Genomic DNA, 15,241 nt, shown 5'->3' with positions numbered 1-15,241 from the left:
CGCCGGGCACCCTGCGCGTGTGAGGATGAAGGGGTGTTGCTGACGACGCTCTTCTCGCTGCCCACGACCATGGCGCTGGATGTCGATGACGAGGGGCGGATGCTGGTTCTGTATGACGGCACCGGGACTCGGCAGGTCAATGAGGTCGGGCCGGATGGGGCCTGGCGGGCGCTCACCGATCTCGATGACACGTGCCGTGGTGCGCGGTTCGTTCCGGGTAGCAGTCGGGTGGTTGTCGAGCACGACACCGGTGGCGACGAGCGCGGTCAGCTCTCGCTGCTGGACCTCGACGAGCCCGGTCTGCCCACCCTGACCCCGCTGGTCCACGACGCCGAGTACATCCACCACCTGGTCGCAGCTCGGTCCGGCAGTGTTCTCTACACGACGAACCGCCGCAACGGCACCGACTTCGACCTGGTCACCCGCGACCTGGCGACCGGCCGCGAGATCGTCCTGTACGACGGCGGCGGCTGGGTGATGGGCGTCGACCCGTCGCCGGACGACAAGTGGGTCGTGCTCTCGAAGGCCAGCACGCCCGCGAACTCCATGCAACTGCTTCTGCTCGACACGTCCAGCAAGAGCGTCACCGAACTCACCGCGGAAGACGCGCACAACGACCAAGGCCCGGTCGCGTGGCTGCCCGACTCATCGGCGTTCCTGGTGTCCAGCAACGCCGACCGCGACCGGATGGCGATCCGCCGGTACGACGTCAGCGCCGCGACGTGGACCGAGTTGCTGGCCGACGACGCCCGTGATCTCGCCGGGTGGCCGTCCCCGGACGGCGAGCACCTGTTGGTCGGCGTACTGGAGGACGGCGAGGTCGCGCTGGCGCTGCACCGGTTGGAGGACGGGTCGGCGATCGCTCCACTCGACCTGCCCGCCGGTGGTTGCGCTGGCCTGTTGTACGCCACCCCGGATCCGATCTGGTCGCCGGACGGCTCGTTCGCGGCGATCACCTACAACTCCCCGGTCGTCCCGCCGACCGTGTACCGGTTCGTGCCGGGCGGTGAACTGACGGCGATCCGCCCGGTGGAGGTTTCGGCCGAGCTGCAGCACCCGGAGAGTCTGCGCGTTCCGTCGTTCGACGGCGAACAGGTGCCGGTGTTCGTGTTCCGGCCGACCGCGCCGAGCCTGGGGACCACGGTGGTCCATGTGCACGGCGGTCCGGAAGGCGCGGCGATGCGGATCTGGAGCCCGATCATCTCGGCGCTGGCCGGTGAGGGCCACACAGTCGTCGTACCGAACGTCCGTGGCTCGGCCGGCTACGGCAAGCGCTGGTACTCACTGGACGACCGCGAGCTGCGACTGGACTCGGTGAAGGACCTGGCCGCGATCAACGCTTGGCTGCCGACGATCGGCGGCGACCCGCAGCGCGCCGCGCTCTGGGGTGGCTCGTACGGCGGGTACATGGTGCTGGCCGGTGTCGCGTTCCAGCCGGACCTGTGGGCGGCCGGTGTGGACATCGTCGGAATCGCTTCGCTGGTGACGTTCCTGGAGAACACCTCGGACTACCGGCGGTCGATGCGCGAGCGCGAGTACGGGTACCTGGCAACGGACCGGGAGTTTCTTCAGGAGGCGAGCCCGCTCAGCCGCGTCGACGACATCCGGGCGCCGCTGTTCGTCATCCACGGCGCCAACGACCCACGGGTGCCGTTGTCGGAGGCAGAGCAGATCACGGACGCTCTGACGACGCGGGGCGTACCGTGCCAGCTGCTCGTGTACCCGGACGAGGGGCACGGTCTGGCCAAGCTCACGAACCGCCTGGACGCCTACCCGCAGGCGTTCAGCTTCCTGCGAGACCACCTGGCGTGAGCACACCTGCGGTCGCGTCGAGCCGTACCGACAGGCCCAGCGGTACGGCGAGGTTCAGCGCCTCATGCCCGATCGCAGCACCCTCCACCATCGGTACGCCGAGTGGCTCGAGCCGCTCGCGGATAACCTCACCCGGGTCCTGGGTGCCGCTGAAGTCGCCGACCACCACACCGGTCACTTCGTCGAACCACCCGGCACGCAGCAACTGGGTCAGCAACCGATCGACCCGGTAGCCCGCCTCGTCGACGTCCTCCAAGACAACGACACCGGCCGGCGGTGCGTACGTCGGCGTACCCACACTCGAAGCCAGCATCGCCAGGTTGCCGCCACGCAACGGGCCCTCGGCAACGCCTCCCACCACAGTGCGCGCGCCCACTGGTGCGAGCAGGTCAGTCACCGTCTCCGGCTCGAAGAGCAAGGCCCGTAGCCGTTCACGTCCGTCAGACGTGTCCAGCTGCTCTACCGCAGCAGCCATCGGCCCGTGGAGAGTCACGAGGCCACGTGCGTTCAGCGGCTCGTGCAGCGCGGTGATGTCGCTGAACCCGACGAACCACTTCGGTACGGCGACCAGCTCGTCGACGTCGACGTACTCGAGCATCCGCTGCACGCCGTACCCACCACGGGCGCAGAACACCGCGGCGTACTGCGGATCCAGCCAGGCGTTCCGCAGGTCCTCGGCGCGTGCCTTGTCCTCGGCCGCCAGGTACTTGAAGCGCTCGTGCCCGGCGAGCACCGACGGCATGACGTCCGCCTCAAGCCCCCAGGACTTGAGGTGGACCACTCCAGCGTCCAGCCGCAGAGGGTCAACCCGCCCCGACGGCGCCACCACAGCAACTCGGTCCCCGCTCCGCAGCCGCTGCGGCACCACCACGTCAGTCACCTCGCCGACGCTACCAACCGACCTGCAGCGTCGTGCTCTTGGAGACGCCGTTCACCGTCACGCCCAGCTGGGCCGTGCCGGGGCGTAGTGCGGTCAGTACGCCGGTGGACGGGTCGTAGGAGGCGACTGCCCAGAACGGGGCGGTCTTCGCGGGGCCGATGTGCAGCGTGGACGAGCCCCACCAGTCAGCCGACACCGGGAACGCCACCGGGACCCGCCGACTCTCCTGTACGACGGTCGCGGCCGCCGTACCGGTCTGGCCGCGGCGCAGGGAAGCCGGCGCGGCCAGTTCGAGGGAGTCGACGTGCGGCCGCAGCTCCACCTGGAACCACGGCTGCGCGGACGGGCGGGCCGCGATGCCCACAAGCGCCCAGCCGGTGAATCCACCCGCGTCCGGTGCGGCCGCGGGGCTCTTACCGGAGTTGCCAGTCAGCGGGAGCAGCACACCGTCGGTACGAGTCGCGGCGAACGTGCCCGCGTGCGCCGCCATGTAGGCCGCACCCTTACCGGTCGAGGCGCGGAAGTCGGCCAGCCACTTCACGATCATCGCGGCTTCCTTGCGGTCGCCGAGTTGCGAGTTCTGCGTCGGCGACGGGTCGTCGATCGGGTGGTGTGCCATCACGACCACATTCTTGATCGACCGGTCCGCCGCAGCGGCGTCGAGCTGCTTGCGCAGGTCGAGGATCTGGTCGAACCCTCCGGCCCGGAGCGATCCGAGCGACGAGTCCCGCAGAACGAACCGGGTGCCCTTGTGGTCGAACGTGCTGGTCGCGTTGCCGAAGACCTTCTTCCACTCGGACAGGTCACCCGGGCCGTAGGTCTCGTGGTTGCCCGGCACGTAGTGCACCGGCACCTTGCCGGCCACTTCCTCGTCGATGATCTGCTTGGCCAGCGCGATGTCCGGACCGAACGCGCGGTCCACGAAGTCGCCGTTGATCACCAGGAAGTCGGGTTTCTGCGCGAGGACCTCGCGGATCGTCCGGCGGGCCTGCTTCACGTAGTCCGAGTTCGGGTCGTCGGCGGTGAACTGCGCGTCGGACATCACCGCGAACCGCCAGCGGCCGCTCGTCGCCACAGTCCCGTCGGTGACGACCATCGGGTCGATCACCTTGGCCGGCGGCTGGAGAGTCACCGGCGGCGCACTGCGAACGGTCAGGTCGTCGACGACGATGCGGCCGGAGTACTGCCGGGTCGGCGAGGTCTCCACGACGTAGATCCGCCAGAACCGCAGCGGCATCGTCAGCCCGGGCGGGATGTCCGCCTCGACGTACTTCCACCCGGTCCAGTCCACCGTCGGAGCCAGGTTGAGCGTCTGCGCCGAACCGCCGGCCGCGTCGTACGCGTTGGCCCGCAGCCACGCGCCCTTGCCGTCGCCGTACACCCAGGCGCCGAGCTTCTGCGGCTGTCCCGGCAGCGTCTGCTGCGGGGTCTGAGAGAGGTACGCCGCTCGCGTGGCGGTACTGCCCGTCAACGAGTAGTCGAGCGCGATCGCCTGCCCGCCGTCATGCCCTTCCGCGGCGGACCGCGTCGCCGTCGCGGCACCGGCCGGTACGGCGTTCGCTGCCCACTTGGTGACGTCGTCGAGCTCGTCGACCACCGTGCCGGCCAGACCGGAGGTGACGCTGAGCTGCGTGCTCAACCCACCGACCGTCGCCGTCACGACGGCCGATACCGCGTCGTTGCTCAAGGCGTTGACTTCGAATCCATTGCGCACAGCAACGATCTTCACGAGCGCCGCGTCATAGCTGAGCTTGACGTCGCGTGGTTCGATCCAGGTGGAGAACCCGTCGGCGTCGTACCCGTCGATCTCGAAGAAGCCTTTGGCGGCGGAGTCGGCGAGCGACACCTGCCGGGTCGAGGGCGCCAGGCGGGTCGGCGTACCGAGCACTGTCATCGGGAACCTTCCGTTCGCCGCGCCACGGGTCGCGGTGACGATCGCGTCGCCGGCGCGGCGGCCGGTGACCACGCCGTGCTGGTCGACGCGGACGTTGCTGCCGGCGTACCAGAACGGCGTACCGGTCGCGGGTGCGTACGTCTCGTCGTGGCCGGTGGCGCTGAGGACTCGGCTGAGTCCGGTGAGGACGCGGGAGCTGCGGGAGAGGTCGGCGTCCTGGTCGGCCTCGGAGGTGCCGACAGACTCGACGCGGAAGCCCTTCAATCGACCCGATCCCTTCACGGGGACGAGGCCGAGTCCGTTCGGCACGAGCCGCTCGCCGCCGTCGGACGGATCGTTCACGACCTCCGGCGCGGCCTTGCCCGGGGTGCGGGCGAGCATCGTCGAAGAGCCGCCGCCGTCCAGGTTGAGCGCGTCGTCAGCCCCGAGGCTGATCATCAGCCGGCCCATTTCCTTCAGCGACAGACCGCGCGACCCAGTGGCCCGGCCGTCGACGGTCAGCAGGATCATCCGGCTGCCGTCGGCGTCGAACCCGATCGCCGTGCGCGGCGCGAGGTCGGCGTCCGGCACCGTGTCCGGGACCTTGCCGTCCTTCGCGAGCTGGTAGTTGCCGCTCACCGCGGCCGCGACCTCGCCCGCGTCCGGGCGCAGGCCGTACTCGACGGCGACCTTGTCGCCCACGGCGAACGCGGCGAGCGCGTCGGCGCCTGCCTCGCGGCCGATCAAGGCCTGCTCGTTCGCTGCCAACGCAGTGGTGGCCGGAGTGTTGGCGATGGAGACGACGACACCGTCGCGAAGGATCACCTCGCGCACGGTAGGCAGGCCGTCCACGGTCCGGGTCCGGGCCGCATCACCCCACTCCGGGGTGTAGAGGCCGATACCGCCGGTGTTGACGGTCGGCGAGTTGAGGTTGGTCAGCTCGAGCTTCGTGGCGCCGTCGACGGCCGTCCCTTGCAGGAACAGCTGAGCAATCTTGCCGAGGCCGTCCTTGCCGATCACCGCGGTGTCGTTGTGCCCGGCGGCGGGGGCGTTGAGCAGCTTGCCGGACTCCACCCCGACGCCGAGCGGCGCGGTCGTGTCGTTGATGTCGAAGAAGTCGCCGTTGACACCAGCGATCGCGCCCTTGCCGGCCAACTGCTGACTGAGCGGCTGGCCACCGGACACCTTGCCGGTGTTGACCAGGTCGACGGTCACGCCGCGCGTGTCCAGGTCGGTGTCGAGGATGTCGCCGCGCTGCCAGCCCTTCGCGTCCAGGCGCTCGAACGACGTGTAGTTCACGCCCGGCGCCACCGGGCTGTCGTCCCGCGACGTCAGTACGCCGGTCTCGGCGATCGCGGCGTCGGGAATCCCGGTGGTAGCAGTGCTCGCGGTCCGCGCGGCAGCCGGGCTGACGAGAAAGCCCGCCAACAGGCCACCCACACCGATCGCTGTGGTCAAGGGACGGATGAGCGACACAGGAGCCTCCCCACGGTGGACGGACTCGGTCATCCGACGCCGCGCGCGCTACCGCCTCATGAGCCGCAGGTGTACGTCGATCAACCGACCGGTGACAAAGTAACGCCTGCGGTCACCGTGTGGAAGGTTTTCTTCTCAGTTCGTGGCGACCGGGCGGCCCGAGGTCTGCCAGGCGTGCATGCCGCCGTCGAGGTTGATCGCCTCGCGGCCGAGCTGGTTCAGGAACTGGGTGGCCATGCCGGAGCGGCCGCCGACCGCGCACACGCAGAGCACCTTCTGGTCCAGCGGCACCTCGCCGACCCGCTCCTGCAACTCGCCGAGCGGGATGTGCGTGGCGCCCTCGATGTGCCCGCGGTCCCACTCGTCCGGCTCCCGCACGTCGAGCACGAACGCCTCCGTCAGCAGGTCGTCGTCGAGCTCAGCCACCACGACCGAAGGAATCTCCTGGTTCCGGAACATGCCCCCAGCATGTCAGACCGGAGGGTAGGCGGCTGCCCGGAGTCCGGATAACGCGTTGACACCGGACGGCGGATTTCGGACCGTGGCTCGAAGGAGGCTGCGGTGGCACTGATTCAGGGGATCCCAGGGGAGTTCGAGCCGCAACCCTGGGGCGAGGCGATCCTGCGGAGCCGTGAGCTTCTGCTGCTCCGGATCGCGCGCCGGCCACCGGACCACGAGGTCCGCCTGCCGGGCCTCGCCACCACGCCACGGCACGTCGTCGAGGACCACACCGGCAAGGCGCTGACCTGGCGCCGCGACGGCGACGACCTGGTCGTCCGGCTGCCGGAGATCGGCGAGCCACCGGTCGTCCGCGTGGCGCTGCAGGGCAAGCTGCGGATCGTCCCGCCGGACACCGTCACCGCGAACGCGGACGGCGTCTGGGACCTGACTCCGACCGGTACGCCGGCCCACCTGGTCGCACGTCGCGCGACCGATGTCGCCGTACGGTTCATCGGCCTGGTCGATCCCGACAGCCGGCACCAGATCCGGCTGGCCGGTCGCAGGTACGGCGTGACCGGTCACGAACTGACCCGGACCACGATCGGTCCGTTCCCGATGCCGGAACTCCGCGTCCTGCCGCTGACAGTACCGGCCGGCGTACGGCGGGTGCTCGTCGCGCCGGTCGGCACCGTGCTGGCCTCGATCCATCCCGGCCGCGACGAGATCACCGTGGTCGTCACGAACTTCGGCCGGACGCCGGCGCGCGGTGAGGTGGAACTCCCCGTGCCGGCGGGCTGGTCCGCGAGCGAGCAGGTGTGGACGTTCGACGGTCTCGCTCCGGGCCGGTCGGTCGGCTGGGCGACGCGGATCGCGGGCCCGGCCGGTGCGCACGAACTGCGGGTCCGGCTGGAGGCGGGCCGACGATCCGCGTCATCGCCGTACGTCGTCCACCTGTGATCTAGGCAGCCGCGGCCTTGTCCTTCTCCTTGACCTCGGCCTCGACGCGCTTGCCGAGGTTGACGAAGAAGAAGATCAGGCCGAGGGTGATCGTGATGTGCCCCAGACCGGACAGACCGTCCAGTGCGGGACCGGCCTCGTGACCGAGCACGGTCAACGTGCCGCGCACGATCATCAGGCCGACGGTGAGGGCGAGACCGGCGTTGTAGACCCAGAAGAACGCGGTGAACAGCTTGCCGGCGCTCAGGGTGAACAGCTTCTCGAGTGCGAGCGCGATCAGGAAGAACAGCATGCCCAGCGCGAGGATGTGGGTGTGGACGACGCTGAGCTGAGTGTCGCCGGTGAAGTCGTTCGCCTTGGTGAGCTCGCGGTAGTACAGCCCGCTGATCAGCCCCAGGATCATGTAGACATCTGCTGCCACGAAGAGTTTCCGCATGCGCGGGAACCTACTACTTGAGCAGCTTCGACAGTCTCCGGTCGGCCAGCGGTTTGCCGCCGGTCTGACAGGTCGCGCAGTACTGCAGGGAGGAGTCGGCGAAGCTCACCTCGCGGACGATGTCGCCGCAGACCGGGCACTTCTCGCCCTTACGGCCGTGCACGCGCAGACCGGACTTCTTCTCCGACTTCAGGTCCTGCACGGCGAGGCCGGCGGAGCGGTCGACCGCGTCCTTGAGGGTTTCCCGCATCGCGTCGTACAGCGTCTTCAGCTCGTCGCCGGACAGGTTCGACGCCGGTTTGAACGGGCTCATCTTCGCGACGTGCAGGATCTCGTCGGAGTACGCGTTGCCGATACCGGCGATCACGGACTGGCTCCGCAGGACACCCTTCAGCTGGACCCGGCCCTGGCGTTTCAGGATCTCGCCGAAGTCCTCGAGCGACAGCGTGAACGGGTCCGGCCCGAGCCGCGCGACCCCGGGGACCTCGTTGACGTCGCGCACGACGTACACCGCGAGCTTCTTCTGCGTGCCGGCCTCGGTCAGGTCGAACCCGGCGCCGTCGTCCAGCACGGTCCGGAGCGCGATCGGCCCCTTCCCCGGGCGCACGAGGCCGGTGTTCTGCTCCTCTTTCCACCGCAGCCAGCCGGCCCGCGCCAGATGGATCACCAGGTGCACACCCTGTGCGGAGATGTCCAGGAACTTCCCGTGCCGCTGCACGTCGTCGATCAGCAACCCGACCATCGCCGAGATCGGCGGGTCGTAGGTCTTCAGCGCACTGATGGCCGTGATGTCGGCCCGCACGAAGGCGTGACCGACCGCGCGCTCCCGCAGGAACACGGCCAGCGACTCCACCTCCGGCAACTCCGGCATGGTCCTAGTGTGCCTGACGCCAGGGACAGTTCCGGAGGATCACCTATGGAGGAGGGTTGTGACGGCCGGTAGTTTCGGTGGCAACAGACGAGGGAGGCCCTGATGGGGTTCGTGAAGACAATGCTCAAGGGCGCTGTGGTCGCCAAGCTGGTGCAGGTCGCCCAGCGCGAGCTGAGCAAGCCGGAGAACCAGCAGAAGATCAAGCAGGCGGTCCAGAAGGTGCAGCAGCGCCGGGCTCACTGAGCGGGTTTGTGCGCCTGCAGGGTGTAGGTGGCGGCCAGATGGTGCGGGTTGTCCGTCAGGCGCCACTCACCTTCCGCGTCCTCGGTCATGAGGCCGGGGAGGGCGTTCCACGGTGCGCTGTCGTGGTCGGTCAGTGAGTCGAACACCAGACCGGCCCGCTGTACGGCGGTGATGGTCTCGCCGAGGCCGTGGTTCCACTCGTGCGTGATCGTGCTGGAGAACTCGACCTCGGTCTGGGCGTAGGTCCCGCCCTCGTCCCAGACGATCGGCGCCGCGGTCTCGAAGTACGGGAACCGCACCTCGGGGACCTCCGGTCCGGCGTCCAGCGCCCACAGCATCGGATGGCCCTCGCGGACGAACAGCCGCCCGCCCGGCTTCAGCAACCCGGCGACGACCTGCGCCCACCTGTCGATGTCCGGCAGCCAGCACAGCGCCCCGATCCCGGTGTAGACGAAGTCGTACGCCGACGCGCCCAGCACCCGCACCGCGTCGTACGCATCAGCCACGTGGAAGTCGACCGACAACCCGAGCCGTGTTGCAAGCGACCGCGCCTGCTCGATGGCCGGCTCCGAGAAGTCCAGCGCGGTCATCTGTGCTCCGAGCCGCGCCAGCGACACGGTGTCGGTCCCGATGTGGCACTGCAGGTGTACCCCGCGCAGCCCAGTGACATCACCGAGGCGCGGGCGGTCGAACCGGACCACCTCGCTGAGGTACGACGGGTCGGACAGGAAGTCGTCGACGTGGTAGCTGGGTGACGCCACATGCGCCGGGACCCGCTCGTCCCAGTTGGCCCGGTTCACCTCGCGATAGTCGCTCACACGGTCGAGGGTAGAGGTAGCTCTACCTTCGAGGAGGATTCAGCGCGACTGTGCACTCAGGGTTGCCCTGATGTGCTGGAGTGCATGAGCCAGGTACTCGATCGAACGCGTATTCAGGACATCGACGCGCTGCGTGGTTTCGCCCTGCTGGGCATCTTGGTCGTGAACATCACCTTCGCCGCCTCCGGCTTCCCGATCCATTTGGCCCAGAACCCGGCGTACGACTCCTGGCTCGATCACTCGGTGCACTGGGTGTCGTCGACGTTCGTGGACATGAAGTTCTACCTGCTGTTCTCGTTCCTGTTCGGGTACAGCTTCCAGTTGCAGATGGAGGCGGCGCAGCGGGCCGGTGCGGCGTTCAGACCGCGGATGCTGCGGCGACTCGGGGGCCTGTTCGTACTCGGTGCCCTGCACGGCGTCTTCCTGATCACGGGCGACATCCTGAGCGTCTACGCGATCATCGGCCTGGTCCTGCTCGCCATGCGCCGAGTGAAGGACCGCACGGCGCTCCTGGTCGCAGGAGGTATCTACGTGTACATGTTCATCACCCTGGCGGTCGCTGCGCTCTTCGTCGACAGCACCCAGTTCATGGACCCCACCACGGCAGTAGCAGCCGCACAGGAGACGACTGCGAACCTGGCGGGGTCGTTCAGCGACGTCATCGGCGAGCACGTCCGGGCGCTCCCGACGTACGGCCTGTCTCTGCTGACAGTGCAGGGCCCGACCACACTGGCCGCGTTCCTGATCGGCATGGTGGCCGGTCGACGGCGGCTGCTGCAGAACACCCACGATGCCGATGCGCTGCTGCGGCTCATCCAGCTGGTCGGCTTCGCGATCGGTATCACCGGCGGGCTCGTCTACGCGGCCGGCGGCAACGGCGACACCAGGGCAGTGCTGATGAGTGTGATGACAGCACCGTTCCTGACCGCGGCGTACGTCGCTTCACTGCTGCGGCTCATGCACTCGGACCGCGGGGAGGACATCCGCCGGCTCCTCGCACCGGCCGGACGGATGGCGCTGTCGAACTACCTGGGGCAGTCAGTGGCGACCATGCTGATCTTCACCGGTGTCGGCTTCGGACTGGCGGGTCAGGTGTCTCCGCTGGAGACGGTGGGCTTCGCGGTCGGCATCTTCACACTGCAGCTGCTCCTGAGCCACCTGTGGCTGAACAGCTACCGCTACGGCCCGGTCGAGGGCGCGCTGCGGGCGGTCACCAATGGGACCGCCCCCAGCTGGCGCAAACTCACTCAGGCCGCGTGACGGCCGTGGTGCAGGCGAACGGTGCGGATGTTGTGCACCGTCTCGGTGGTTGAAGCGGGCTTGTGGTTGAAGGGCTTGGCCGCCGCGCCGAGGGCGAGCAGGTCGAGCTTGGTCCGGGCCACGTCACGATCGTCGGTGATCCAGGTGCCCCGCGGTCCGGTCGCCGGACCGGTCGAGTTGCGCCTGTTGCTGATCTCCAGAGCCGCGATCACGGCCAGCACGATGACTGCGAGAACGATGTATCCGGTCATGGCAGTAATGATTCTATCTATCAGATCCTGCCACCAGTGGCACTATTGACATAGTCCGACAAATTACTGCCATACTGGCCAGATGCTGCAGAAGATCGCCGTCGTCCTGATGGAGGACGTCGCCCTGTTCGAGTTCGGCGTCCTGGCCGAGGTCTTCGGAATCGACCGCACCGACGACGGCGTGCCGCCCTTCGACTTCAAGGTGTGCTCGACCACGCCGGGAGTGCCGATGGAGACGAGCAGCCACTCCCAGGTGGTCGCGCCGTACGGGCTGGAGGAACTCGAGGACGCTGACCTGATCGGTATCCCGGCCACCACCTGGCGGCATGCGTACGACGACCGGATCCTGGACGCGTTGCGGCGGGCCGAGGCGCGCGGCGCGATCCTGCTGACGGTCTGCTCGGGCGCGTTCGTGCTCGGCGCCGCCGGCCTGCTCGAGGACCGCGCCTGCACCACGCACTGGCGCTACATCGACAAGTTCCACGACCAGTTCCCGGCGGCGAAGCTCGACCCGGACGTGCTGTTCGTCGACGACGGCAACATCATCACCAGCGCCGGCACCGCGGCCGGGATCGACGCCGCCCTGCACCTGGTGCGCCGCGAGCTCGGCAGCGCGGTCGCGACCCGGATCGCCCGCCGGATGGTGGTCCCGCCACAGCGCGACGGCGGCCAGCGGCAGTACGTCGACGTACCGGTGCCGGAGTCGTCCGGGGAGAGCCTGCAGCCGGTCCTGGACTGGATGGTCGACAATCTGACCGTCGACCACACCGTGCCCGCACTGGCCCGGCGCGCGCAGATGTCCGAGCGCACCTTCGCCCGTCGCTTCGTCGCCGAGACCGGTACGACGCCGCTCAAATGGGTCACCACCCAGCGCGTCCTGCGCGCCCGCACGCTGCTCGAACAGACCCGGATGGGGATCGAGCAGATCGCCGCCGAATCAGGATTCGGGACGGCCGCGCTGCTGCGGCATCACTTCCGTAGGGTGGTGGGCGTGCCACCACAGGACTACCGCCGCACCTTCCGGACCGCCGGCTGATGATTGCCTACCGCAACGCTACCGAAGCCGATATCGACGCAGTACTGGGGTTCTGGGCGACCGCCGCCGAGGATTCGCACCGACCACCGGACTCGGCCGACGCCGTCCGCCGGCTGATCGAGCGGGATCCGGAGGCGCTGATCCTCGCCGTCGACGGTGACACGGTCGTCGGCTCGATCATCGTCGGCTGGGACGGCTGGCGCTGCCACCTGTACCGCCTCGCGGTCGCGCCGACCCATCGCCGCCAGGGCATCGGCCGCGAACTCGTCACCCGCGCCGAGGCCCGCTTCACGACGTACGGCGGAACCCGCGCCGACGCGATGGTGCTCGACGACAACGCGCCCGCACACAGCGTCTGGTCCACCGCCGGCTACGCGCCGCAGCCCGAGTGGTCCCGGTGGGTCAAGCCACTCTGAAGCCGCTCTGAACCTGCTCCGACGGCCACGTGACATCGCGCACAGGATTTGCATCGTCACCCCCTGCTCTGGCTAAGGTCACGAGGGGGTAACAGCGATGTGTAGATGGAGTGGTTGTGACGACGCCGGACCGCCCCCTGGGCAGGACCGAACGCCGATTGAGCTGGGACGTGGTGCGTGTCCTGGCGGTACTGGCAGTGATTTTCACGCACACGACGTACATAGGCCCGTTCCTGCACCCTGAGCTGGGCGCACCACTCGGGCCGTACCCGTTCCAGGTCGGCGCCAGCGTCCTGCTGGTGATCAGCGCGTACTTCGTCTGCGTGACGGTCCGGAAGGGCTCGACGTACCGCTGGTTGTGGCGACGGGTGTGCCGCGTGCTCCCGCCGTACCTGATCGCCGTGCTGTTCACCTACCTGGTCGTGGTGCGGTTCGGGCCCAACAACTGGGTCATGCCGACGCGGCGCGACCTGTGGGCCAACCTCACGCTGGCCGCCTCGTTCGACCCGGGCGTCCAGCTCATCGACGGCTCGTACTGGACGCTGCCGCTGCAACTGATGGCGTTCGGCGCCGCGGCTTTGCTCTGGCCGCGGGGCCTCGGGCAGCGGATCACCACACTGCTCTGGATCATGATCATCGCGCCGGTCGTCCTGCAGTGGAACGACCGCATCGGCCACAGCCCGTTCTGGGTGCAGCAGGCGTGGAACGGCCTCGGACTGCACCGCCTGCAGCTGTTCGCGATCGGCATCGCGATCTGGCTCTGGGCACAGCGACGCATCGGCGTGGTTCATCTCAGTGCCCTGCTCGCGGCGACCGTCTTCGCGCAGCACGCGCACACCGCGGACCTGCCGTCGTCGCTGGGCATCGGAGCGTTGCTGGCGCTGGTCGCACTGGCTGCGCGCGGCCCGGACTGGACAGTCTTCTCCCGGCTGCGGCGACCGATCCAGTTCCTCGCCCGGATCTCGTTCGGGCTGTATTTGCTCAACCAGGTCGTCGGCTACCTGATCGCCTACCGCCTGATGGAGCTCGGCGCCGGCCGCCTGGTGCAGATCGCCGGCGCGGTCCTCGGCGTCATCGGGCTCGCCTGGCTGCTGACGAAGTACGTCGAGGAGCCGGCGTACCGCGCCCTCGCCGGCCTTCACGTCCGCGGCCTGGGAGCCCGGGCGTTCGCCTGGCTGAATACTTGACATCGGATACTCGTATCGTCGGCCTGGCTCTCCACCCGCACCTTCCGCAGCTACGAACGGTCAGTGTGAGGCGTACCAAGGCTTGATCACGTTGTCGATCAGCGCGAGTCGTTCGTCGAAGGGGATGAAGGCGGACTTCATCGCGTTGATCGCGAACCAGCGGAGGTCGGGGAGACCGTAGCCGAACGCCTCCGAGAGCAGGGCGAGCTCGCGGCTCATCGACGTACCGCTCATCAACCGGTTGTCGGTGTTGACGGTGACCCGGAAGCGGAGCTTGGCGAGCAGGCCGATCGGGTGGTTCGCGATCGAGTCGGCCGCACCGGTCTGCAGGTTGGAGCTCGGGCACATCTCCAGCGGGATCCGCCGGTCCCGCACGTACGCCGCGAGCCGCCCGAGCTCCGCCTTCTCACCCGCCTCGTCGTACGTGATGTCGTCGATGATCCGTACGCCGTGACCGAGCCGGTCCGCGCCGCACCACTGGATCGCCTGCCAGATCGACGGCAACCCGAACGCCTCGCCGGCGTGAATGGTGAAGTGCGCGTTCTCCCGCTGCAGGTACTCGAACGCGTCCAGGTGCCGGGTGGGCGGGAACCCCGCCTCGGCGCCGGCGATGTCGAACCCGACCACGCCGGCGTCGCGGTACGCGACCGACAACTCGGCGATCTCCATCGAGCGCGCCTTGTGCCGCATCGCGGTCAGCAACTGCCGCGCCACGATCGGCCGCTCGGCAACCGCCATCCCGTGCTCGAACCCCTCCCGCACCGCATCCACGACCTGCTCGAGCGTGAGCCCCTTGTTCAGATGCTGCTCCGGCGCGTACCGAACCTCGGCGTACACCACCCCGTCCGCCGCAAGATCCTGCACACACTCACTGGCCACCCGCTTGATCGCCTCAGCGGTCTGCATCACCGCAACCGTGTGATCGAACGTCTCCAGATACCGCTCCAACGACCCAGAATCCGCCGACTCCACAAACCACGCCCCGAGCTCCGCCGCATCCCCCCGAGGCAACACATGCCCAATCTCCCGAGCCAGCTCCACCACCGTCCCCGGCCGCAACCCACCATCCAGATGGTCGTGCAACAACACCTTCGGCGCCGCAACCAGCTGCTCAGGAGTGATCATCCAGCCATAGTGCCATCCGGCAAACGTTCAAGACTTCTGTCGGTTGGGGGTGTCATCGTGAGGGGATGGTGAGGCGGCTGCGTGGGCGGGCTGAGTGGCGGTTCTTTGGGGTGTTGGTGCGGGCGGATCGCCGGCTGGGGGTGGCCTGGTGGGTGCTGT

At 68.6% G+C, this 15,241-nt stretch carries 15 protein-coding genes; 7 read left to right on the top strand and 8 right to left on the bottom strand.

Translation table 11 applies throughout. From position 1 onward, the window contains the following. The first annotated feature begins 33 nt into the window (after window positions 1-33). Window positions 34-1,812 carry a S9 family peptidase gene (locus E0H50_RS04115; protein ID WP_238150760.1) on the top strand — a complete coding sequence of 593 codons (1,779 nt, stop codon included), beginning with the start codon at window positions 34-36 and terminating at the stop codon, window positions 1,810-1,812. On the opposite strand, the gene E0H50_RS04110 is transcribed toward E0H50_RS04115, so the two are convergent. The 3 genes from E0H50_RS04110 to E0H50_RS04100 form a co-directional block, all read right to left on the bottom strand. Then, a complete protein-coding gene (locus E0H50_RS04110) occupies window positions 1,784-2,692 on the bottom strand; it encodes a S66 peptidase family protein (protein WP_131284793.1) in 909 nt (302 codons plus the stop codon). The genes E0H50_RS04115 and E0H50_RS04110 overlap by 29 nt on opposite strands. Before the next feature lie 10 nt (window positions 2,693-2,702). Beyond that, window positions 2,703-5,993: a phosphodiester glycosidase family protein gene (locus E0H50_RS04105; protein WP_238150759.1), complete on the bottom strand. Its 3,291-nt coding sequence runs from the start codon at window positions 5,991-5,993 to the stop codon at window positions 2,703-2,705. A 183-nt stretch (window positions 5,994-6,176) separates the two neighbouring features. After that, the gene (locus E0H50_RS04100; protein WP_131284789.1) at window positions 6,177-6,500 is read right to left on the bottom strand and encodes a rhodanese-like domain-containing protein; all 324 of its coding nucleotides are present in this window, start codon (window positions 6,498-6,500) and stop codon (window positions 6,177-6,179) included. A gap of 102 nt (window positions 6,501-6,602) precedes the next feature. Between E0H50_RS04100 and E0H50_RS04095 the strand changes: the two genes are divergently transcribed. Further along, entirely contained in the window at window positions 6,603-7,439 is an 837-nt protein-coding gene (locus tag E0H50_RS04095; RefSeq protein WP_131284787.1) for an NEW3 domain-containing protein, read from the top strand. A gap of 1 nt (window position 7,440) precedes the next feature. Here E0H50_RS04095 and E0H50_RS04090 read toward each other — a convergent pair whose 3' ends face one another. Both E0H50_RS04090 and E0H50_RS04085 read right to left on the bottom strand, forming a co-directional pair. Next, entirely contained in the window at window positions 7,441-7,875 is a 435-nt protein-coding gene (locus tag E0H50_RS04090; protein WP_131284785.1) for a DUF2871 domain-containing protein, read from the bottom strand. A gap of 13 nt (window positions 7,876-7,888) precedes the next feature. Beyond that, window positions 7,889-8,746, bottom strand: coding sequence for a DNA-formamidopyrimidine glycosylase family protein (locus tag E0H50_RS04085; RefSeq protein ID WP_131284784.1), 858 nt, complete (start codon window positions 8,744-8,746; stop codon window positions 7,889-7,891). 102 nt (window positions 8,747-8,848) lie between these two features. On the opposite strand from E0H50_RS04085, the gene E0H50_RS42750 reads away from it, so the two are divergent. After that, on the top strand, window positions 8,849-8,989 hold the full coding sequence (locus E0H50_RS42750) for a hypothetical protein (protein ID WP_165546414.1): 141 nt from the start codon (window positions 8,849-8,851) through the stop codon (window positions 8,987-8,989). Here the strand turns inward: E0H50_RS42750 and E0H50_RS04080 are convergent. Beyond that, on the bottom strand, window positions 8,983-9,807 hold the full coding sequence (locus tag E0H50_RS04080; RefSeq protein WP_131284782.1) for a class I SAM-dependent methyltransferase: 825 nt from the start codon (window positions 9,805-9,807) through the stop codon (window positions 8,983-8,985). The two genes, E0H50_RS42750 and E0H50_RS04080, sit on opposite strands and share 7 nt — an antisense overlap. A gap of 84 nt (window positions 9,808-9,891) precedes the next feature. Between E0H50_RS04080 and E0H50_RS04075 the strand changes: the two genes are divergently transcribed. Beyond that, window positions 9,892-11,067: a DUF418 domain-containing protein gene (locus E0H50_RS04075; protein ID WP_131284780.1), complete on the top strand. Its 1,176-nt coding sequence runs from the start codon at window positions 9,892-9,894 to the stop codon at window positions 11,065-11,067. Here the strand turns inward: E0H50_RS04075 and E0H50_RS04070 are convergent. After that, window positions 11,055-11,318, bottom strand: a complete 264-nt coding sequence (locus tag E0H50_RS04070) for a hypothetical protein (protein WP_131284778.1) — start codon at window positions 11,316-11,318, stop codon at window positions 11,055-11,057. The genes E0H50_RS04075 and E0H50_RS04070 overlap by 13 nt on opposite strands. Window positions 11,319-11,400: 82 nt before the next feature. Here E0H50_RS04070 and E0H50_RS04065 point away from each other — a divergent pair, with 82 nt between their 5' ends. From E0H50_RS04065 to E0H50_RS04055, 3 genes are all read left to right on the top strand, one after another. After that, entirely contained in the window at window positions 11,401-12,354 is a 954-nt protein-coding gene (locus tag E0H50_RS04065) for a GlxA family transcriptional regulator (RefSeq protein ID WP_131284776.1), read from the top strand. Beyond that, entirely contained in the window at window positions 12,354-12,770 is a 417-nt protein-coding gene (locus E0H50_RS04060) for a GNAT family N-acetyltransferase (protein ID WP_131284774.1), read from the top strand. The genes E0H50_RS04065 and E0H50_RS04060 overlap by 1 nt, the downstream gene beginning before the upstream one ends. Window positions 12,771-12,886: 116 nt before the next feature. Continuing rightward, on the top strand, window positions 12,887-13,957 hold the full coding sequence (locus E0H50_RS04055) for an acyltransferase family protein (RefSeq protein WP_165546988.1): 1,071 nt from the start codon (window positions 12,887-12,889) through the stop codon (window positions 13,955-13,957). Window positions 13,958-14,017: 60 nt separating this feature from the next. Here E0H50_RS04055 and E0H50_RS04050 read toward each other — a convergent pair whose 3' ends face one another. Next, window positions 14,018-15,082 (bottom strand): adenosine deaminase, encoded by a 1,065-nt coding sequence (locus E0H50_RS04050; protein ID WP_131284770.1) that lies wholly within the window; start codon window positions 15,080-15,082, stop codon window positions 14,018-14,020. Window positions 15,083-15,241: the final 159 nt, after the last annotated feature.

This window comes from Kribbella sindirgiensis, assembly GCF_004331435.1.
GTDB classification, from domain to species: domain Bacteria; phylum Actinomycetota; class Actinomycetes; order Propionibacteriales; family Kribbellaceae; genus Kribbella; species Kribbella sindirgiensis.
Note: the sequence above shows the minus strand (reverse complement) of the source record. Positions and strands in the feature narration are given on the sequence as shown.